Raw genomic sequence first — 19,213 nt, 5'->3', positions numbered from 1 at the left:
CCCCGGGGGCCGCTACAGTTTCGGCAGTCCTTCCGGCCTGAGATGCTTCTTCAGTGCGGCGATGCGGAAGATAGCATTGGCGGCGCCATAGCCGCGATAGCCGCGCCGCTCGACGATCTCGAAGAAGAAGCCTTCGCCGTAGGTGGGGCTGTAGAGCTGGAAATATTCGCCGTTCTCGTCGCGGTCGTAGAGAATGTTCTCCGCCCTCAGGCGCTCGGTCAGTTTCGGCTCGAGGCCGAAGCGCGCCTCCACGTCGTCGTAGTAGTTGGGCGAGATCTGCAGTGGACGGAAGCCGTTGCGGCGAAGTGCGGCCGCGGTTGCAAAGATGTTGTCGGTGTGGAAGGCGAGATGCTGGATGCCGGAGCCGAAGGTCTCGGCGATGAAGTGGCCGGCGAGCGTGCGGCGGTTTTCGGCACCGTTGAGCGTCAGGCGCAGCGTCCCGGAAGCATTCTCGACGACTTGGCTGCGCACCAGCCCGGCAGGATCGATGATGTCGACCATCGGCGTCTTCTCGGCCGCGAAGATCGAGGTGTAGAACAGGAGCCAGGTCGGCATTTGTTCGTAGGCGACCGTCTGGGCGACGTGGTCGACCGACCGCAGTCCGGCGTTCTCCACCGTGACGCCTTCATCCTCGAACGGTTCAAAGTCGATCTCAAAGATGCGGCCGAGATCGCCCTTGTCGTCGAGCAAATAGAGCAGGCCGCCGCCGACGCCGCGGACCGCCGGCAACTCGACCTCGCCTATGGCGACCGGCTGGCTGAAAGGCTCGGCATCGAGCGCCAGCGCCCGCTCCATCGCTTCCTTGGCGTCGTCGACCACAAGCGCCATTGCATAGGCGGAGCTGCCGTGGACGGCATAGGAGGAGCCGGCAAATCCGCCTTCGTCGGTATTAATGAGAATGCGGATGTCGCCTTGCTGATAGAGCTCGACATCCTTCGAGCGGTGCGTCGCTGCCTTGCGGAAGCCGAGTGTCTTCAGGATGGCGGTCAATTCGGCGGCATCGTCGTCGTCGGCCGCAAACTCGACAAAGCCGACACGCTCGACCGCAGCGCGCTCCGGCATCGGCGCAACCGTCAGCGAACCGGCATTCGGATGCCGCCGCACCTGGTCGCTGAGATAGATCAGCGAACGATGGCCATCGGTGGCGATCGGCTTGGCGGCACCGCCGCGGAACTGGTCGTTGAAGATTTCCAGCGAGAAGTAGCCGTCGTAACCGGTCTCGGCGATGGCGCGGGTGAATTCCGTGATCGGCAGGTCGCCTTCGCCGGGCATGTTGCGGAAGTGCCGGCTCCAGTAGAGGAGATCCATATCGATCATCGGCGCATCGGCCAGCTGCACGATGAAGATCTTCTCCTTCGGGATCGAACGGATCGAATTCACCTCGATCTTGCGCGACAGCGTGTGGAAGCTGTCGAGGATGAGCCCGATATTCGGATGATCGGCACGGCGGACGATCTCCCAGGCATCGCGGTGATCGCTGATGTGGCGGCCCCAGGCGAGCGCCTCGTAGCCGACGCGCAAGCCGCGTTTGGCGGCGCGCTCGCCAAGTTCGCGGAAATCGGCGGCGGCCCGGTCGATGCCGCCGAGCGAGATCGGCGAGACGTTGGAGCAGACGAGCACGAGGTCGGTGCCGAGTTCCTGCATGACGTCGAACTTGCGTTCGGCCCGGTCGAAGGTGCGTGTCCGGTGCGGCTCCGGCATGCCCTCGAAATCGCGGAACGGTTGGAAGAGCGTGATCTCGAGCCCATGGTCGCGCACCATCCGTCCGACATCCGCGGGGCTGCCGTCGAAGGCGAGAAAGTCGTTTTCGAAGATCTCGACGCCATCGAAGCCCGCGGCGGCGATCGCGGCGAGCTTCTCCGGCAAGTCGCCGCTGATCGAGACGGTTGCGATCGAGGTCTTCATCGCCGCTTTGCTTCCTGCCCGCCGGCCTTGTCGAGACCCCAGAAGGCGATCTGCGTCGGCAGTTGCGCGAGCGTCATCTCCGCGCCGGTCTGGATGGCGATGCCGCGGCGCCGAGCCTCTTCGAGCCAGGGTGTTACCGGCGGCTTGGTCACGGCGTCGGCGACGATTTCCGCCTTTGTCAGCCGCTCCAACGGGAAGGGGTGGGGATCGGCGGGATCCATGCCGGCCGGCGAGGCATTGATGGCGATGTCGACATCGGCGTCATCGGGCAGAAAGGCGTATGCCTGAAGCTGCGGATAGTCCCGGTGCAACTGTCCGATCAAGCGATCCGACCTCGCCCGGTCGCGCTCGATGACGACGATCGTCGCCGCACCCGCCTCGGCCAGTGCATAGATGATCGCCATTCCGGCGCCGCCGGCGCCGACGACCAGAACCGTCTTGCCGCGGACGCCGACCCCGTTCTTCGCCAGCGCCGCGACCATGGCGTCGCCGTCGACCATGTCGCCGACAAGGGTGCCATCCGCATTTCTGCGGATGATGTTGACGGCCTCGGCCCTGCGGGCCCGCTCCGTCAGTTCGTCGACGCCGGCACAGGCCGCCTGCTTGTGCGGCATCGTCACCGATACGCCGGGGCAATTAGGCGTTCCCCGGATGGCGTCGAGGAAGGCCGGCACCTTCTCGGGGAAGATATCCACGGGGATGAGGACGGCCCCGACGTCATTGTCGGAAAACCACGCGTTCACCGGCCCCGGCGACTTCACCTGCTCGACCGGGTGACCGATGAGCGGAATGAAGACGGTCTTTCCGGTAATCTCCGGGACGGGCGGCATTCACGCCTCCTCAAGATGCGCGCCGAGGAAAAGCTGGCCGACGCGGGGATCGGCGAGCAGCTTGTCGGCCCGGTCGTACATCCGGCTGCGGCCCTGTTCCAGTACGAGACCGTAATCGGACATGGCAAGCGCCGCCTTGGCGTTCTGCTCGACCATCAGGATGGTCACGCCCTGGTCGCGCAGCCGGATCAGCGTGCGGAAGGTCTCGCTGATCATCTGCGGCGAAAGCCCGATCGACGGCTCGTCGATGAGGATCAGCGACGGATCGAGCAGCAGTGCGCGGGCGATCTCGAGCTGCTTCTGCTGGCCGCCCGAAAGCGTGATCGCCTGTTCCTTCGCCTTCTCCTTGAGGATCGGGAACTGCTCCATCACCTCGTCGATGCGCTTCGCGATCCTGGCCTGATCGCCGGACGAGATGCCGCCGATCTCGAGATTGTGGCGCACCGACAGCATCGGGAAGAGATTGCGGCCCTGCGGCACGTAGGTGACGCCCTTGCCGAGCATCTTGGCCGGCGGCAGGGAGGTGACGTCCTCGCCGTTCAGGATCACATTGCCCGAGCGGATCTTCAGGAGCCCGAAGATGGCCTTGAAGACAGTCGACTTGCCCGCCCCGTTTGGGCCGATCACCGTGGTGATCGTGCCCTTGTCGATCTTGAAGGACGTGCCGTTCAGGATCGTCATTTTGCCGTAGCCGCCATAGACCTGCTTGAGTTCCAGCATGGCTCAACCTCCGAGATAGGCTTCGATGACGGTCGGATCGTTGCGCACCGTCTCCGGGTCGCCTTCGGCGATGATCCTGCCGTTCGCCAGAACGATGATGCGCGTGCAGAGCGACATCACGAATTCCATATTGTGCTCGATGACGACGAAGGTGGCGCCGCGTTCCTGATTGAAGGCCTTTAGGCGTTCCTTGAGGTCGGCGAGCATCGTCAGGTTGACGCCACCGGCCGGCTCGTCGAGCATCACCAGCTTCGGGCCCGCCATGAACGCCATGGCGGCGTCAAGCAGCTTCTGCTGCCCGTAGGAGAGCGATCCTGCCTTCTCATGCGTCTGGTGCCCGAGCCGGAAGAACTCGATCATCCTCAAGGCCTCTTCGGTGAGGCCCGCATCCGCCTTGCCGAAGAGGCGCGACAGCATCGTGCCCTTGTGCTCTTGGCCGGCCAGAATGATGTTGTCGAGCACGGTCATCTCCGGGAAGACCTGCAGCATCTGGAAGGTGCGACCGACCCCGAGCTTGTTGAGGTCGCAGGGCCGTTTACCGGCGACCTCCTGGCCGTCGACGAGCACGGTTCCCGTCGAGGCCGGCAGTTGCCCGAGGACGCAATTGAAAAGCGTCGACTTGCCGCTGCCGTTCGGGCCGATCAGACCGAGGATCTCGCCCTGGTGGACGTCGAACGATACGTCATCCACCGCCTTCAAGCCGCCGAAGGACTTGCTGACATTTCGTACGGAAAGGACCGGCGTCATCGTCCTGCCTCCCAGGTCGTTGCATTCGGGTTCTGCCTGAGTTTCAGCGCGGCGCGGGCACGCTCGACCAGGCCGAGCAGGCCAGTCGGGCAGAAGACCATCAGCACGATCACCAGCGTGGCATAGATCATCAGGTAGTATCCCTCGGTGAAGCGCAGGAATTCCGGCGCGAGAACGATCAGCAGCGCGCCCAGTATCGGACCGAAGAAGAAGCCTGCACCGCCGACGATGACCATGAGCAGGACCTTGAGCGAGATGGTCAGGCCGAAAGAATGCGGATCGATGAACTGGGTGAGCTGTGCCAGCAGGCTGCCGGCAAGCCCGCCATAGGAGGAGCCGATCGCGAAGGCGAGAAGCGTCGTCTTGCGGATGTCGACGCCAAGGCTGTTGGCGCGGATCGGGTTTTCTCTCAGCGCCTTGAAAGTGCGGCCCCAGGGCGAGCGGATGATGCCATAGAGCGCGACCGCCATCAGCACGAACAGCGCAAGCACGAAGAAATAGAACGCGAGCGGCGTCTGGGTGGGCAAGCCAAGGACCTCCGGCCGCGGAATGCCGACGATGCCGTAGGTGCCGCCGGTCAGCCATTCCTCGTTGCGCAGCACGAGCACCACCAGTGCATTGAAGGCGAGCGTGATGAAGGCCAGGAAGTGATGCTGGACGCGCAGCGCCGGGTAGCCGAGCAGAAACCCGATGACGAAGCAGAGCACCATCGCGGCGATCATCGCCGCTGGCCACGGCACGCCCGCCATGGTCATGAGCGCCGTCACATAGGCGCCGATACCCATGAAGGAGGCTTGGGCGAGCGACACCTGGCCGGCATAGCCGAGCGTCAGGTTGAGCCCCATGGCGGAAATCGAATAGACCAGCCACGAGCACAGCACGAAGACGCCGTAGTTGGATTGGGTGAGGGGGAGCAGGATCAGGATCGCGAGACCCGCGACCAATGTAGCGAGAGTTTGCTTGCTCATACGGTGCGTCCTTCCGCCTTTCCGAGCAGGCCCTGCGGCCGCACGAGAATGATGATGATGAGCAGGATCAGCGGCACCGCGGAGCGATACGACGCGGAAACGTAGGCTGCCGAAAGATTGTCAATCACGCCGATCAGCAGGCCGCCGGCAAGGGCGCCGCGGATCTGGTTGAAGCCGCCGACGATCGCCGCGATGAAGGCGATCAGGCCGAGCGTTTCGCCGTTCGAGAACTTCGCCAGATAGATCGGCGAGATCAGGACGGAAGCGAGAAAGGCGAGGCTGGCATTGATCAGGAAGGTATAGAGGATCATCCGGCGAACCGGAACGCCGAGGATTTCCGCCACGTTCGGGTTCTGCGCGGTCGCCTGCATGCAGCGGCCGATCTTCGTCCCGTTCAGGAAGAGCTGCAGCAGCGCCACCGCTCCGAGCGCGATCAAGAGAACGGCGATATCCTGCACCGAGATGGCGGCGCCGAAAACATTAAGAGTACGATCGGAGAACAGCGCCGGGAACGGCAGCGCCTCGGCCGTGTAGAACTGCTTGACGCCTTCCTTCATCAGAATGCCGAGGGCGATCGTGGCGATGACGATCGGCAGGACGCCGTGCGGCAGCAAGGGGTCGATGATGATGCGCTTGAAGCCGAGCCCGAGCAGCAGCAGGGAGAGAACGAGCGCAATCGCCATCGCCAGCGGAAAGCTCAGGCCGAGGAATTGTGTTCCGGCGAGAACGAAGAAGGCCGGCAGCATAATGAATTCGCCCTGGGCGAAATTGATCGTCTGCGACGCCTGCCAGAGCAGCGTGAAGCCGATCGCCGCGAGCGCATAGATCGACCCCGTTGCCAGCCCGGAGACGAACAACTGGAAAAACGTATCCATTGACGGTGTCCCAAAGTAGGGGGCTTCGGGCCCAATGGGCCGGAAGCCAGCCCGTTTCTAGAGTTTCGGCAGTGTGGTCACGACGGTCTGCTTGCCGTCCTTGACCTCGACGAGGAAGCTTTCGCGGTTGACCTCGCCCTTGTCGTCCCAGCTGGTCTCCATCAGGATGCCGGGTTCGTCGGCCGGCGTGATGGTCAGGCCATGCAGCGCATCCGCAAAGGACTGGCGGTCGACCTTGCCGTTCTTGGTGGTGACGTATTTCACCACATAGGCGCCCATATAGGCCTTGATGGCGTTGTGATCGGGCTTGTAGTTGTACTTCGCCTCGAACTTCCTGGCGAATTCCTCGATGCCGGGGATCGGCGCATTGGCGGTCAGGCCGACGTGACCGCGCACGCCGTTGACGGCGTCGCCGGCAAGGTCGACGACCTTCTGGTTCATCAGCGTCGTTTCGCCGAAGATCGGCTGGGTGACGCCCTGCTTGCGGATCTCCTTCAGAAGCCGGGCGCTTTCCTCTTCATGCAGGTAGGCGAAGATCGCATCCGCATTGCTCGACTTGAGCTTGATGACGTCGGCCGCGAAATCGGCCTGGCCCACTTCGCTCGAAACGTCGGCGTTGACGGCGATGCCGGCCTTCTCCAACTCGGCCACGAAGGAGTCGCGTCCGCCCTTGCCGAAGTCGTCATTGACCCAGGCGACGGCGACCGACTTCACCTTCATTTCTTCGGTGAGGTACTTGACCAGCTTCGGCATCGACTGCTGCGCGCCGAAGGAGGTGCGGAAGATGTAGGGGTTGCCCATGCCGGTGATGAACGGCGCCTCGGCGCCGGTCAACTGCGGCACGCCGTTCTGCTGGGCGACCATCATGTTGACCTTGACCGAGCCGGAATAGATCGGCCCCATGATCACATAGGCGCCGTCGTCGATCGCCTTCTGCACCATGGCGCGCGAGGTCGTTGGGTCGGTCTGCGTGTCGTAATCCGTCACCTCGACCTGTTCGCCGAGGATGCCGCCGGCAGCGTTGATCTCCTCGAAGGCGAGCTTCAGCGCGTCGCGCCAGTTGCTCCCCACGGTGGCGCCGGCGCCCGAAAGCTCGATCACGTTGGCGATCTTTATCGTATCCGCCCAGGATATGTTCGGCAGGCTGGCCGATATGGCCATGGCAATTGCGATCGACGCAAGTGCTCTCTTCGTCATGTTCTCCTCCTCATTTCGTTCTTCCATGGGCGGCGAACCTCCCCCGCCCAGCTGCGTGATACTGTCGCAACTCTGACGTAACGGCAAATACCAAGTTATGCAGAGTCAGTAACATCATGTTATCTTTTCGCCCGGTTCATTTCGGCTCTCAGCGTGTCGATGAAACGCTCCGAAAAGATCGACAGCGGAACGTCGCGCCGAAAGGCAATGTAGGTCGGGAAGGTCGTGTCCGCCTCGATTTCGAGGCATTTGATTCCCGGGACCCTGCCGGCGGCGACGGTGAACTCGTCGATGATGGCGATGCCGAGATCGGCGGCGACGAGGGCGCAGACGGTCGTGCCGAAGCGCGCCTTGATCTTCATATCATAGGCGAGGTTCTGACGACGGAAAATCTCGGTCATCACCCGCCCATAGGGGTCGTTCGGGTCGATGCCGATCAGGGTGTGGCGGACGATGTCCGCCGGTGCGATCGCATCTTTCGCCGCCAGCTCGCTGTTTTGCGGGACGATGCAGAGCAGCCGGCCAATGGCGAGCGGTTCGAAATGGATGATCGAGTGCTCGAGATAAGAGCTGATCGCCACGACCTCGCCGCGGCCGACGAGAAGATAGTCGATCGCTTCCTCGATCTTCAGAATGTTGATGTCGACATAGAGCTCCGGATATTGCTGGCGCAGCTTGGCGATTGCGCGCGGCACCATCACATTGGCGATGCTTGGAACGGAGCCGACGCTCAGCTCCAGTCCATCGCCCTTCTCCAAGCGCTGCACGGCGAACTGCAGATCCTCGACCTGCCGATAGACGGTGTCGAGCAATCCGAAGATGTGCCGCGCCTCCGGCGTCGGCACATATCGCCCATGGCTGCGGTTGAAGAGCCGCACCCGAAGACTGTCTTCGGTGTACTTCATCAGCCGGCTGACGCCGGGCGCTGCGACGCCGAGGAGCTTCGCGGCCCCAGCGATCGTGCCGGTGACCATGATCGCGCGGATGACCTCGATCTGTCGCAAAGTGAGCATGACGCCTCCCAACGCCTCCAACGACCCTATTGGTAAGTTTCAGGCGCCGCAGAAACAAGTTGCTATGTTCGCTCCCTCATTGGCGGTTGACGATGTCATAGAGGCGCTGCTGGGCGGTCTCGATGGACATGGCATTGTCGTTGAAGAACGCCGCCAGCACGCCGATCCAGCCCTCCGACATCTGCGCGGGCATGGCCATCGACTGGGCGCTGACGCCGCTTTTCTGGACGATCTTTTCCAGGCCGAGCCGGCCGCAACGGTCGAGGCCGCTCGGATCGACGTCGGTGCGGACCGGCAGCGAGCCCTTGAGACGGCTGAAGGCGACCTGATTGTCGCGATCGAGCACCATGCGTGCGAAGGCGCGCTGCGCGTCGGCGGCGTCCTCGCGGTTGGTCAGCGGGAAGGCAAAGGCGTCGATGACCATGAAATAGGCGATCTCGGTGCCCGGCATCAGGCTGCAGCCGAAATCCTTGCCGACGGCGTAGCCGCGCGCCACCAGCTCGCCCTTGGCCCAGTCGCCCATGAACTGCATGCCCGCCTTGCCGCTGCCGACAGCGGCGGTGGCGTCGGCCCAGGTCTTGCGCTGGCGGGCTGAAACCGGTTCCGCATAGCGGGACAGACGCCGCAGCATGTCGAGCGCCTCGGCCATGCGCGGGTCTCTGACCAGTGCCGGATCGCCGCGGATAATGCGCGCGTAGCCGTCAGCGCCGAGCTTGGAAAACACGATGCCGTTGAAGACGATGGAGATCTCCCACGCGCCGTCTCCCAGCGCGATGGGCAGGTGGCCCGCCGCCTTGATCCGCTCGGCGGCGGCGAAGATCTCGTCCCACGTCTCAGGCGCCTTCAGGCCGAGCTCGCGGAAGATCGTCTCGCTGGTCCAGAGCCAGTTCTCCGCATGGATGCTGGTCGGCGCGAAGAACACCTTGTCCTTGTAGGTAATGCGATCGAGCACGGTTGCCGGCAGGATGCGGCGCCAGTCATCCGCCGTCGCGACCTCTTCGATATCGAGCACGATCCCCATTTCCGGCAGCTCGCGGGAGCCTTCGTTGGCATTCCATTGCATGACGGCGGGCGCATAGCCGTTGGCGATCCGATCGCTGACGATTCTCTGCACCGCCACCTTGTTTTCCGCCGGCAGGTCGATCCACTCATGGCCGGCCTCGGCCCATGCCTTTCGCAACACGTCAAGTGCCGCCGATTCGCTCTGCGAAATCCAGAAATGCACGACATCGACTGTGCCGCGGTGATCGGCGGCCAAAGGCGGGTGTGAACTCGCCGCGAGCAGGGCCGCCCCCAGGCAGGCTCCCTTGAATTTTCTCGTCATCCTGTTCTCCTTGAAGCGGTTATCGCAGGGCAAGCCGCCGCCGGGACGCTGCGGAAGCCCCGTCCGCGTGCCGGTCGATCGCGGCTGCTCGCTGCGGCAGCCGCTTGCCTGCAAGGGCGGCCGGCTCGGGCCTGGCGAAATGGTATCCCTGGCCGACGTCGCAACCGGCGTCCGTCAGGAAGCGCCGCTGTCCTTCCGTCTCGATGCCCTCGGCGACGCAGCGCTTGCCGAGGCTCTGGGCGAGGTGGATCATGGCCCGGATGATCTGCTCGCTGCGGGCATCCTTGCCTATGCCGTCGACGAAGCTCCGGTCGATCTTCAATTCGTCGAAGGGGAAATCGCGCAGGTGTACGAGCGAGGCAAAACCGGTCCCGAAATCGTCGAGCGAGATCGAAACGCCGTGCTGGTGGAAGCGGGCCACCGTCGCCAGGATCCGGTCGGCGGAGCGATTGAGAAAGACGTCCTCGGTGATCTCCACCGCGAAATCGCGCCATTCCAGGCCGTTCTCCCGAACCGCGCCGGCGAAAAACTCGTAGCCTTCCTGGCCGACGAGCAGGACCTCGGGGAGGTTAATCGACACGGGGCCGGGAGCGAACCCGGCGGTCTTCCAGGCCTTGAGATCGCGTCCGACAGCGGAGATGACGGCGCGGGTCATGCCGCGGATCAGTTGCGTTCCTTCCATCAAGGGCAGGAAGCGGCCGGGCGGTAGCAGGCCGAGATCGGGATGTTGCCAACGCACCAGCGCTTCGAAGCCCAGATGCGCGCCGGTCGTGAGATCGACCTTCGGCTGGTAGTGGACGACGAATTCGTTGCGGTCGGCGGCCAGCACGAGGGCAAGCGAGAGCTGGTTCTCTTCGAGCCGTCGGGCCAGCGCCGCTTCGTCGAATATGACGGTGGTGCCGCGGCCGCTCTTCGCCGTATAGAGCGCCAGATCGACGATGCGCATCAATCCGGCCTCGTCCGCGGCGTGATCGGGCACGATGGCGCCGCCGATACTGGCAGAGACCTGCAAGCTGCGTCCGTCGAAGGGAATGTCGGCGGCGATCGCCTCGATCGCCCGCTCGGCAATCGATTCGAGCGCCGCGGCATCGCGGATTCCCGGCAGGAGGACGGCGAACTCGTCGCCACCGAGCCGGGCGATGACGTCGCTGGCGCGCAACGTCCTTTGAAGAGCGCGGGCAACGTGGCGCAGCACCGCATCGCCGGCCGGATGGCCGAGACCGTCATTGATGTTCTTGAAGCGGTCGAGGTCGACCAGCAGCATGGAGAAGCCGGCGCCGTTGCGCTCCAGCTCGCCAAACAGATTGCCGAGCGCGAAGTTGAAGGACGAGCGGTTGTTGAGACCGGTCAGGGCGTCGGTGTGGGCGAGAAGCGTCAGCCGTTTCTCGAAAGCCATTGTCTGGCGATGCTCGTTGCGCAGCTTCTTCAGGAGCGGACCGAATAGAAAGATGCTGGCAAGAATGACGGTGGCGGCGATCAGCGCGAGGAGACCGGTGCTGATCAGCTTGGCGTTGTCGATGCTGACATCGCTGCGGTCATTCGCGTGGCCGATCAGGTCGGCGAACTGGCGCATCAGCAGGCTGTCGGCAGCGACGGCGAAATCGATCGGGCCCCAGAAGGAGTAGCGCTGCCGCCGGTCCTCGGCGCTGGCCTCGGCAATCCGCGTCGCCCGCCCGAGAAAGTCCTCCAGCCGGGCATTGAGTTCGCGGCGCAATTGCACCGTCAGCTCGTCGCGCGGGCTGAGCCGCTCCAGGAGGTTGCCGCCGATGCTCCGATCCAGAGCGTGCAATTCTGCGCTGATCGCGCGGATATCGCCGATGGCCCGATGGATATCGTCGCGCATCGGTATGATGATGTATTCCGGCAAGCTGGGGTCGGCCGAAGCCCGCATCAGCGCCCGCGTCTGGTTGGCGAGCTGCTGGAAGCGGATGAACTGGTTGCTGGTCAGGAAGCTGATCTTCTGTTGCAGCGAATGGCGGTCAAGAGCGACCAGCATGGTCAGATAGGTCGCGGTGATCAGCAGCGTCATCACGATGACGGCATTGAGGTAGTGTCGCCCGATCGACCGAATGTACTGCTCGACCGATTGCCGAGGCTTGCTCAGCGGTTTTCCAATCATCGCGTCCGCCCGTCCCGCCCGCACTCTGTTGCTCCCTCCACGCCTTCGTCAGGTACCGGTTCTTGGCCGTTGTTCGCAGGCCGCGCGCAAGCTCTCCTGCGATAGTGCCTCGAGGATGCGGTCGAGCTCGACGGCGATCGTCAGAATGCGATCCCTGGCGTTTGCCACGTCGGCGACGCGGGCGCGGTCTTCAGATGTTCTGGGCGGAAAGACGGCGATATTCGACATTTAATGACTCCGTATGCGCGTATTGATGGGCTTGAGGGCGTCCGCCCTGACCCTGGTTCCCTCCCCGCGATCGGGAAGAGGCGATGATCGGGCACCGCTGTCCTTCATCCCCGTCGGGACGGGAAGGGAATGCGGCGAGGCGACGGGAGGCGATCTCCCATCCCAAATCGTAGAGCCCAGAACTCTTCACACTCGTCGAGGGCGGCCGCCGTTCGAGCACGCAGCTTCCCGTCCGCGCTCCGTATCGAGCCCGGCCAGCCTGTCCTCGTATTCATGCGGTTTTTGGAAATCCGACGGGCTCATCCCGCTGGAGCGAACGGATGGCGCCGAGCGCCTCAATCACCGCCACCCCTGAACTGTGCCGAACACCATCCGGCGGTTGCGGTGACGATTACCATCGCAATCATCACTCAAGCCGTCTTGAGTAAACAAACGCTTAAATACAAAGCAGGCTCCTTAGATCGCGGCGGAATGTGGACAGACCTGTGCAGAAAGTGGATAGACCAGTGCTTCGTTCTGAAACGGGATTGGCCCGCCGGCGAAAATGCCATCGACGCGCGCTGCGAATTGCGGCCTGCGACGATTGTCGGCGGCGTCGTGGCGTCCTATTGTCCCGGGCGCCGTGCCGCAACAGGGGAAGAAGTACAATAATGGCCTATCTGCTGGTCTTTCTCGGTGCCGGAATGGGCGGCGCGATGCGCCACTGCGTCAACCAGTTCGCTGCTCAATTGCTAGGTATCGCCTTCCCCTTCGGCACCCTGGCGATCAACGTCGCCGGCTCCTTCGCGATGGGGCTGCTTGCCGAATATCTCGCCCTGCGCGGCCAGCTGCCTCAGGAGGTGCGCCTGTTCCTGGCGACCGGCGTGCTCGGCGGCTTCACGACCTTTTCCGCCTTCTCGCTCGACACGATCGGCCTCTATGAGCGCGGCGAGTGGATGGCCGCGGCGGTTTACGCCGCGTGTTCCGTGGTCTTTTCGCTCCTCGCCTTGCTTGCCGGGTTGATGCTGGTCCGCCTGCTGACGGCAGGCCAAGCGGCATGATGGCCGCGGCATGAATTTTAGAAATTACTTGTAAAGCAAGAGGAATTATTCACCATTTCGAAACCAAGAACTGCCATTTTATGAGGCAGCTCGGAGCGGTGTGACGCTCTTTTATCCGCCATGAGGGTGGGTGGGCCCGAGGAGCACGTCGCCTCCCTGCGGGCACTGGTTTTCACTGCAAAGGAAGGTTTCGACGCGGGCTCGGCATGTGCCTGCGCGCCTCCCCTTGATTCGTCGATTGGGCATGCAAGCGGAATAAGGCCGCGAAACAGCGGCAGTGCGTCTAGAGAGAGAAGGAAACATCGATGAGCCACTTCAAAAGCTTCGGGATCGCCGCGCGCCTGGCCACAGGCTTCGGCTTCCTGCTTCTCATGATGGTCGGCTTGACCGTCTATTCCGCCGTCGAGGTGGAAGAGATCAACGGCAACCTCGCCACCATCAATGACGTCAACAGTGCCAAGCAACGCTTTGCCATCAACTATCGCGGCAGCGTCCATGATCGGGCCATCGCCATCCGCGACGTCACGCTGGTGACCTCCAAGGAAGACCTCAATACGGCGGTCGCCCTGATCGCGAAACTCGCTGCCACCTATGCCGAGAACGAGAAGCGGATGGCCGAGATGATTGCCTCTCCTGCGGGCGCGAGCGAACCGGAAAGAGCCATTCTCGCCGAGATCGCTGCGATCCAGGCGAAGACCAATCCCCTCGTTGCCGACATCATAGAGCTGCAAAAGCAGGGGGACGGCGACGGTGCACGCCGCATCCTGCTGGAAAGGGCCAGCCCGCTCTTCGAGGCCTGGCTCGGCGCCATCAACAAGTTCATCGACCATCAGGAAGCCCTGAACAAATCGATCGGCAGCGAAGTGCGTGGCACCGCGAGCGGATTCGAATCGCTGGCATTCACGGCGCTGGGCGTCGCTGCTCTTCTGTCGATCGTCGCTGCCGCGCTGACGGCACGCTCGATCATCGGCCCGCTTTCCAGGCTTCAGCATTCACTGAAGGCGATGGCCGAGGGCGACTTGACGGGCGACCGTCGCCTCGAAGCGCGCCGCGATGAGATCGGCATGCTGGCCCGTGCGGTCGCCGCGCTTCGGGATGCGATCTCCGCCAAGGCGGAGCGCGAGGCGGATCAGGAGGCCACAAGGGCGATATCGGAGCGCCAGCGGCTCGAAGAAGATGCGAAGCAACGCAATGCCTTGGCCGACCAGACGGGCCAGGCTGTCAATCAGCTCGCCGCCGCCCTGCAGAACCTGGCCGACGGCGATCTGACTCAAAGGATCGACACGCCGTTCATTGCCTCGCTCGACAAGGTGCGGCTCGATTTCAATGCCGCAGTCGAACGGCTGCGCGAGGCAATGCAGGCTGTCGCCGAAAATGCCAGCGCCATCGCCGCGGGTGCGCAGGAGATACGCTCGGCCTCCGACGACCTCGCCAAGCGCACGGAACAGCAGGCCGCCTCAGTCGAGGAGACCGCCGCCGCTCTCGAAGAGATCACCACCACGGTTGCCGACTCCAGCAATCGCGCTCAGGAGGCCGGGCAACTCGTTCGCAAGACGAAGGACAATGCGGAGCGATCCGGACGCGTCGTACGCGATGCGGTCGAGGCCATGGGCAAGATCGAAGCCTCCGCTGTCGAGATCGGCAATATCATCGGCGTCATCGACGAGATCGCGTTCCAGACCAACCTTCTCGCCCTCAACGCCGGCGTCGAAGCGGCGCGGGCCGGCGAAGCCGGCAAGGGCTTCGCCGTCGTGGCCCAGGAGGTGCGGGAACTGGCCCAGCGCTCCGCCAAGGCCGCCAAGGAAATCAAGGAACTGATCAATACCTCGAACGACCACGTCAAGAGCGGCGTCGCACTCGTCGGGGAAACCGGCAAGGCGCTGCAGGAAATCGTCGAGCAGGTCCAACAGGTCAACGGCAATGTCGGGGCAATCGTCGAAGCCTCGAAGGAGCAGGCAACGGGCTTGAAGGAGGTCAGCACGTCCGTCAACACCATGGATCAGGGGACCCAGCAGAATGCGGCCATGGTCGAGGAAGCGACCGCCGCCGCCCACGGTCTCGCCAGGGAGGCGGAGGCGCTGTTCCAACTGGTCCGCCAGTTCGACATCGGCGCCGGGTTGGCGTCGAAGCGAATGGCACCGGCTGCGGGCGCGCGCCGAATGGTCGCTTGAGAACGGGTATGATCGCCGAACTGCTCAGAGTGAGACACCCCCCTCTGCCCTGCAGGCAGAGGGGGGTATCGCCATCAGTGTCCCGCACTGCGCTTCGAACGGCTTAGACTCTATCCGAACCGGACCGGCAGGTTCCACCGGCCGCCGAGCCTTACCTCGAGGCGGCCGGGGGAAGCGACACCCAGCGCGCCGCAAAGGCTGCCGGTGGTGACGATATCGCCGGCCGAGAGCGTGTCTTCCGCCCTCTCTATTTCATTGGCCCAGCCGATGAGCCAGGCGAGCACGTCGGCCGCCGGGTGGTGGGCCTCACCGGTAAAGAGCGGTGTCCCGTCGAGGCTCACTTCGAGCGGCCGACCCTCGGCACCGTCGAGAAGGTCGCGCGGCAGCTCCGGCCCGAGTGCATAGCCGGCATTGCCGAGGCGGTCGGCGAGGAACAGCAGGAATGGCGCCTTGCCGCCCTCCGCGATGCGGCTGTCGAGAATTTCAACGCCGAGATGGACGGCGCCGATGGCGGCGATCACCTCGCCGCGGCTATAGCCGTTCTGACGCGGCGGCAGGCTCGACGCGAGACGGAAGCCGATCTCCGCTTCGACGCGCAGGCCCTCGCGCCAGCGAAAGGCGGCAGGCAGCGCATCCGACGCGGTGATCGCGATCGGGGAGAGGCGGCCGGCAACGCCGACGCCTTCGGGGGAGCGGGCCACCTTGTATCCCGCCGCGGTCCCGTCTTGGGGCGCGTCGAATGCGGCCTGCACGGCGGTCGCCTCGGCGATGGTCTCGGGTAACGGCAGTTCCGCCGCGGCGATGCGATCCTTTGCGGCAGCAAAGCGTTGGGCGAGATCGGCGGCATCGAAAAGGCGTGTGGCGTCGGTCATGGCGATCATCCGTGTTGCGAGGAAAGGCTCAGGCGGCGGAACGGGCGGCACCGGTCGATGCCCTGAGGATCAGGCGGCTTTCGAGCGGCGGCGGCGGTGACGGCTGTCGGCCGGCAAGGCAAGCCAGCAGATAGTCCGCCGCCCGTTGTCCGATTTCGGCATTGTCGACGCGCATGGTGGTCAGCGGCGGATCGGTCTGTTCCGCCATCGCCACATCGTCGAAACCGGTGATCGACAATTCTTCCGGCACGCGGATGCCGATCGCCCGCGCCTCGAGGAGCGCGCCGATCGCCAGCGCGTCGTTGCCGCAGACGACCGCCGTCGGGCGCGGCCCCGGGGCATCCATGATCGAGCGCAGGCTCTTGCGGCCGAAGGCGATGCTCGCCGGCCCTTCGCGCACATGTTGCGGCCTGAGGGCCACGCCTTCTTCGGCAAGCGTTGCGCGCAGGCCCTCAATCCGCGCCACGACGCGATCGTTGTCGATCGACGGCTGGTGGATCAGCCCGAAATCGCGATGGCCGAGATCGAGCAGGTGGCGGGCGATGCGCCGGAAGGCGGCGGCGTTGTCGAAGCCGACGCTCGGGTGAGAGGAGCCGGGCCGGTGCGAATAGGTGACGACATAGGGGACGCCGCGCGCCGCGATCGTCTCGAAGAGGCCGGGCCGGTGCGACTCGCCGACGACCGCCAGCGCTTCGACGCCGCGTGCCAGCATGGTGCGGACCTGGTTGGCGGCCTGGTCGGCGTCGTAGTTCGAACAGCCGATCAGCACCGTGACGCCTTCCGCGGACAAGCGCGTCTGCAAGGCGCCGACCTGCGACGCGAAGACGTCGTTGTCGAGCGTCGGAATGAGGACCCCGGCAAGCCAGGTGCGGCGGCTCGCCAGCGCCGCGCCGGCCGGATGCGGCATCCAGCCGAGCTCGGCCGCCGCCTTCAGCACCTTTTCGCGGACTTCCGGGGCGACCTTCTCCGGTGCATTGAAGGCACGCGACACCGTGGCGGTCGAAACGCCGGCCGCCGCCGCCACGTCGAGGGCGCGGGCTCCCGGCTGTCCGTTCTTCTCTCTTCCTCCGCGTCCCATCAGAATCGGTCTCTCCTCAATCGATTAGATATGTATACGCATACATCCATTTTTCCAACCCTTCGAATACCATTTGACAGCTTGTCCGGAAATGCTATGTATGCGCTTACATTCTGATTGGCTTCCGGAGGCGGTGATGCGTCAAGACACATCACCGGGACGGCTTTGTCGGAGGAGGAGCTATGTTGATCGCGATCCGCAAATTCCTGCTGAACCCAGTTGAGTTCCTGCTGGCCGCCTGCCTTGCGGCCATGCTGGTCCTGGTCTTCGGCAATGTCGTGCTGCGCTATGCCTTCAACACCGGCATTTCCGTGTCGGAAGAGCTATCGCGCCTGCTGTTCGTCTGGGTGGTCTTCCTCGGCGCCGCGGTGACGCTGTTCGAACAGGCGCATCTCGGCGTCGACACGCTGATCCGGCGCCTGTCGCGCAAGGGCCGGCTCTTCTGCTTCGTGTTCTCCAACCTGCTGATGCTCTACACGACCTGGCTGATCTTCTCCGGTACCTGGCAGCAGTTCGGCATCAATCTCGGCATGACGACGCCGGTCATGGGGATTTCCCAGGCCTGGTTCTTCGTACCGGTGCTGATCTTCACGGGTTTCGCGGCCGCCTGGTTCTGTATCTCGCTGCTGCGGTCGCTGAGTGGGCGGATCAGCGACGAGGAACTGATCGGCGTCCGGGAGTCGGAAGAGGATTTCGACATCGCCCAATTGCCGCCCGGCAGCCCACCGCCGCGCTGAGGGTATTGCCGATCCGTCTCCATGCGCCATCGGCGCTTTTCCAAAGTTGCAGCCGCGATCCGAGGGTGAGTTTCCCTTGAGCCCAGCGGCAAAGGTTGATCCGCGATGACAATCCTGGTCTTCATCACCGCCCTGCTCGCCGCCATGGCAATCGGCATGCCCATCGCCTATGCGCTGTTGATCTGCGGCGTGGCGCTGATGGTGCAGCTCGCCATGTTCGATCCGCAGATCCTCGCGCAGAACCTCGTCGGCGGCACCGACAGCTTCACGCTGCTCGCCGTTCCCTTCTTCATGCTTGCGGGCGAGGTGATGAATGCCGGCGGTCTGTCGAAGCGGATCGTGGCGCTGGCGCTGACGCTGGTGGGTCATGTGCGCGGCGGGCTAGGCTACGTCGCGATCATCGCCGCCTGCGTCCTTTCGGCGCTCTCCGGTTCGGCCGTCGCCGACGCGGCAGCCCTCGGCGCGCTGCTGGTGCCGATGATGGTCAAGGCCGGCCATGACAAGGCGCGTTCGGCCGGCCTCGTCGCCTCGGCCTCGGTCATTGGCCCGATCATCCCGCCGTCGATCGCCTTCATCCTATTCGGCGTCACCGCCAACCTGTCGATCTCCAAGCTCTTCATGGCCGGCATCGCGCCGGGCCTGATGATCGGTATGGGGCTTGCCGTTGCCTGGTGGCTGATGGTGCGCAAGGAGCAGATCGAACTCAGGCCGCGGGCGAGCGGCGCGGAGCGGCTGAAGGCACTGCGCGAAAGCCTCTGGGCGCTGGGCTTGCCGGTGATCATCATCTTCGGCCTGAAATTCGGCCTGTTCACGCCGACCGAAGCCGCCGTCGTTGCCGCCGTCTATTCGATCTTCGTCGCCACCTGCATCTACAGCGAGCTCGGCCTTTCGCAGCTCTACGCCGTCTTCGTCTCTTCCGCCAAGGTGACCAGCGTCGTCATCTTCCTGGTCGCGACCGCGCTCGTCTCGGCCTGGCTGATCACCATCGCCGACCTGCCTGGGCAGGTGATCGAACTGTTGTCGCCCTTCATGGACAGCCCAAAGCTCCTGATGCTGGCGATCATGATCCTCGTCGTCATCGTCGGTACGGCGATGGACATGGCGCCGACCATCCTGATCCTGGCGCCGGTCTTGGTGCCGGTGGTGCAGGCGGCCGGCATCGACCCGATCTATTTCGGCGTGCTGTTCATCATCAACAATTCGATCGGCCTCGTCACGCCGCCGGTCGGCACGGTGCTGAACGTCGTCGCCGGCGTCTCGCGTCTCAACATGGAAACGGTGATCCGCGGCGTCACGCCCTTCATGGTCGCCCAGCTCGTCGTGCTGGGGCTGATGATCGCTTTCCCCGAACTCGTCACCTGGCCAGCCGCCTGGCTGGGACGCTGAATC

The 19,213-nt window shown here is 64.1% G+C and carries 18 protein-coding genes; 5 read left to right on the top strand and 13 right to left on the bottom strand.

Translation table 11 applies throughout. From position 1 onward, the window contains the following. Positions 1-12 precede the first annotated feature (12 nt). The 11 genes from NGR_RS10950 to NGR_RS10900 form a co-directional block, all read right to left on the bottom strand. A complete protein-coding gene (locus tag NGR_RS10950) occupies positions 13-1,905 on the bottom strand; it encodes a bifunctional sugar phosphate isomerase/epimerase/4-hydroxyphenylpyruvate dioxygenase family protein (RefSeq protein WP_015888333.1) in 1,893 nt (630 codons plus the stop codon). Then, a complete protein-coding gene (locus NGR_RS10945; protein WP_015888332.1) occupies positions 1,902-2,735 on the bottom strand; it encodes a shikimate dehydrogenase family protein in 834 nt (277 codons plus the stop codon). Before NGR_RS10945 ends, NGR_RS10950 begins: the two co-directional genes overlap by 4 nt. Further along, complete coding sequence (locus NGR_RS10940; RefSeq protein WP_015888331.1) at positions 2,736-3,455, bottom strand: ABC transporter ATP-binding protein; 720 nt, start codon at positions 3,453-3,455, stop codon at positions 2,736-2,738. It abuts the gene before it with no gap. Positions 3,456-3,458: 3 nt separating this feature from the next. After that, positions 3,459-4,202 carry an ABC transporter ATP-binding protein gene (locus NGR_RS10935; protein WP_015888330.1) on the bottom strand — a complete coding sequence of 248 codons (744 nt, stop codon included), beginning with the start codon at positions 4,200-4,202 and terminating at the stop codon, positions 3,459-3,461. Continuing rightward, on the bottom strand, positions 4,199-5,170 hold the full coding sequence (locus tag NGR_RS10930; RefSeq protein ID WP_015888329.1) for a branched-chain amino acid ABC transporter permease: 972 nt from the start codon (positions 5,168-5,170) through the stop codon (positions 4,199-4,201). The genes NGR_RS10935 and NGR_RS10930 overlap by 4 nt, the downstream gene beginning before the upstream one ends. After that, positions 5,167-6,045 (bottom strand): branched-chain amino acid ABC transporter permease, encoded by an 879-nt coding sequence (locus NGR_RS10925; RefSeq protein WP_015888328.1) that lies wholly within the window; start codon positions 6,043-6,045, stop codon positions 5,167-5,169. The genes NGR_RS10930 and NGR_RS10925 overlap by 4 nt, the downstream gene beginning before the upstream one ends. 57 nt (positions 6,046-6,102) lie before the next feature. Beyond that, the gene (locus NGR_RS10920; RefSeq protein ID WP_015888327.1) at positions 6,103-7,242 is read right to left on the bottom strand and encodes an ABC transporter substrate-binding protein; all 1,140 of its coding nucleotides are present in this window, start codon (positions 7,240-7,242) and stop codon (positions 6,103-6,105) included. A 119-nt stretch (positions 7,243-7,361) separates the two neighbouring features. After that, on the bottom strand, positions 7,362-8,255 hold the full coding sequence (locus tag NGR_RS10915; RefSeq protein WP_015888326.1) for a LysR family transcriptional regulator: 894 nt from the start codon (positions 8,253-8,255) through the stop codon (positions 7,362-7,364). A gap of 76 nt (positions 8,256-8,331) precedes the next feature. Continuing rightward, entirely contained in the window at positions 8,332-9,579 is a 1,248-nt protein-coding gene (locus tag NGR_RS10910; protein ID WP_015888325.1) for an ABC transporter substrate-binding protein, read from the bottom strand. A 19-nt stretch (positions 9,580-9,598) separates the two neighbouring features. Beyond that, on the bottom strand, positions 9,599-11,698 hold the full coding sequence (locus NGR_RS10905; RefSeq protein ID WP_015888324.1) for a putative bifunctional diguanylate cyclase/phosphodiesterase: 2,100 nt from the start codon (positions 11,696-11,698) through the stop codon (positions 9,599-9,601). Positions 11,699-11,746: 48 nt separating this feature from the next. Further along, a complete protein-coding gene (locus NGR_RS10900) occupies positions 11,747-11,926 on the bottom strand; it encodes a hypothetical protein (RefSeq protein WP_015888323.1) in 180 nt (59 codons plus the stop codon). Between the two features lie 384 nt (positions 11,927-12,310). Here NGR_RS10900 and NGR_RS10895 point away from each other — a divergent pair, with 384 nt between their 5' ends. From NGR_RS10895 to NGR_RS10885, 3 genes are all read left to right on the top strand, one after another. Then, positions 12,311-12,577 carry a hypothetical protein gene (locus tag NGR_RS10895; protein WP_164924013.1) on the top strand — a complete coding sequence of 89 codons (267 nt, stop codon included), beginning with the start codon at positions 12,311-12,313 and terminating at the stop codon, positions 12,575-12,577. Next, positions 12,577-12,966: a fluoride efflux transporter CrcB gene (gene crcB, locus NGR_RS10890; protein ID WP_015888322.1), complete on the top strand. Its 390-nt coding sequence runs from the start codon at positions 12,577-12,579 to the stop codon at positions 12,964-12,966. The genes NGR_RS10895 and crcB overlap by 1 nt, the downstream gene beginning before the upstream one ends. A gap of 305 nt (positions 12,967-13,271) precedes the next feature. After that, positions 13,272-15,137, top strand: coding sequence for a HAMP domain-containing methyl-accepting chemotaxis protein (locus tag NGR_RS10885; RefSeq protein ID WP_015888321.1), 1,866 nt, complete (start codon positions 13,272-13,274; stop codon positions 15,135-15,137). A 110-nt stretch (positions 15,138-15,247) separates the two neighbouring features. Here NGR_RS10885 and NGR_RS10880 read toward each other — a convergent pair whose 3' ends face one another. Further along, positions 15,248-16,009 carry a fumarylacetoacetate hydrolase family protein gene (locus tag NGR_RS10880; RefSeq protein WP_240545085.1) on the bottom strand — a complete coding sequence of 254 codons (762 nt, stop codon included), beginning with the start codon at positions 16,007-16,009 and terminating at the stop codon, positions 15,248-15,250. Positions 16,010-16,037: 28 nt separating this feature from the next. Next, on the bottom strand, positions 16,038-17,087 hold the full coding sequence (locus NGR_RS10875; protein ID WP_015888319.1) for a LacI family DNA-binding transcriptional regulator: 1,050 nt from the start codon (positions 17,085-17,087) through the stop codon (positions 16,038-16,040). A gap of 182 nt (positions 17,088-17,269) precedes the next feature. Here NGR_RS10875 and NGR_RS10870 point away from each other — a divergent pair, with 182 nt between their 5' ends. Both NGR_RS10870 and NGR_RS10865 read left to right on the top strand, forming a co-directional pair. Further along, on the top strand, positions 17,270-17,824 hold the full coding sequence (locus NGR_RS10870; protein ID WP_015888318.1) for a TRAP transporter small permease: 555 nt from the start codon (positions 17,270-17,272) through the stop codon (positions 17,822-17,824). 105 nt (positions 17,825-17,929) lie between these two features. Next, positions 17,930-19,210, top strand: coding sequence for a TRAP transporter large permease subunit (locus NGR_RS10865; RefSeq protein WP_015888317.1), 1,281 nt, complete (start codon positions 17,930-17,932; stop codon positions 19,208-19,210). Positions 19,211-19,213: the final 3 nt, after the last annotated feature.

Origin of the sequence: Sinorhizobium fredii NGR234 (genome assembly GCF_000018545.1) — a bacterium.
GTDB lineage: Bacteria > Pseudomonadota > Alphaproteobacteria > Rhizobiales > Rhizobiaceae > Sinorhizobium > Sinorhizobium fredii_A.
Note: the sequence above shows the minus strand (reverse complement) of the source record. Positions and strands in the feature narration are given on the sequence as shown.

Coding starts and splice junctions, on each gene's coding strand:
- NGR_RS10950 (WP_015888333.1), bottom strand. CDS start 1,905: ATGAAGACCTCGATCGCAACCGTCTCGATCAGCGGCGACTTGCCGGAG.
- NGR_RS10945 (WP_015888332.1), bottom strand. CDS start 2,735: ATGCCGCCCGTCCCGGAGATTACCGGAAAGACCGTCTTCATTCCGCTC.
- NGR_RS10940 (WP_015888331.1), bottom strand. CDS start 3,455: ATGCTGGAACTCAAGCAGGTCTATGGCGGCTACGGCAAAATGACGATC.
- NGR_RS10935 (WP_015888330.1), bottom strand. CDS start 4,202: ATGACGCCGGTCCTTTCCGTACGAAATGTCAGCAAGTCCTTCGGCGGC.
- NGR_RS10930 (WP_015888329.1), bottom strand. CDS start 5,170: ATGAGCAAGCAAACTCTCGCTACATTGGTCGCGGGTCTCGCGATCCTG.
- NGR_RS10925 (WP_015888328.1), bottom strand. CDS start 6,045: ATGGATACGTTTTTCCAGTTGTTCGTCTCCGGGCTGGCAACGGGGTCG.
- NGR_RS10920 (WP_015888327.1), bottom strand. CDS start 7,242: ATGACGAAGAGAGCACTTGCGTCGATCGCAATTGCCATGGCCATATCG.
- NGR_RS10915 (WP_015888326.1), bottom strand. CDS start 8,255: ATGCTCACTTTGCGACAGATCGAGGTCATCCGCGCGATCATGGTCACC.
- NGR_RS10910 (WP_015888325.1), bottom strand. CDS start 9,579: ATGACGAGAAAATTCAAGGGAGCCTGCCTGGGGGCGGCCCTGCTCGCG.
- NGR_RS10905 (WP_015888324.1), bottom strand. CDS start 11,698: ATGATTGGAAAACCGCTGAGCAAGCCTCGGCAATCGGTCGAGCAGTAC.
- NGR_RS10900 (WP_015888323.1), bottom strand. CDS start 11,926: ATGTCGAATATCGCCGTCTTTCCGCCCAGAACATCTGAAGACCGCGCC.
- crcB (WP_015888322.1), top strand. CDS start 12,577: ATGGCCTATCTGCTGGTCTTTCTCGGTGCCGGAATGGGCGGCGCGATG.
- NGR_RS10885 (WP_015888321.1), top strand. CDS start 13,272: ATGAGCCACTTCAAAAGCTTCGGGATCGCCGCGCGCCTGGCCACAGGC.
- NGR_RS10880 (WP_240545085.1), bottom strand. CDS start 16,009: ATGACCGACGCCACACGCCTTTTCGATGCCGCCGATCTCGCCCAACGC.
- NGR_RS10875 (WP_015888319.1), bottom strand. CDS start 17,087: ATGGGACGCGGAGGAAGAGAGAAGAACGGACAGCCGGGAGCCCGCGCC.
- NGR_RS10870 (WP_015888318.1), top strand. CDS start 17,270: ATGTTGATCGCGATCCGCAAATTCCTGCTGAACCCAGTTGAGTTCCTG.
- NGR_RS10865 (WP_015888317.1), top strand. CDS start 17,930: ATGACAATCCTGGTCTTCATCACCGCCCTGCTCGCCGCCATGGCAATC.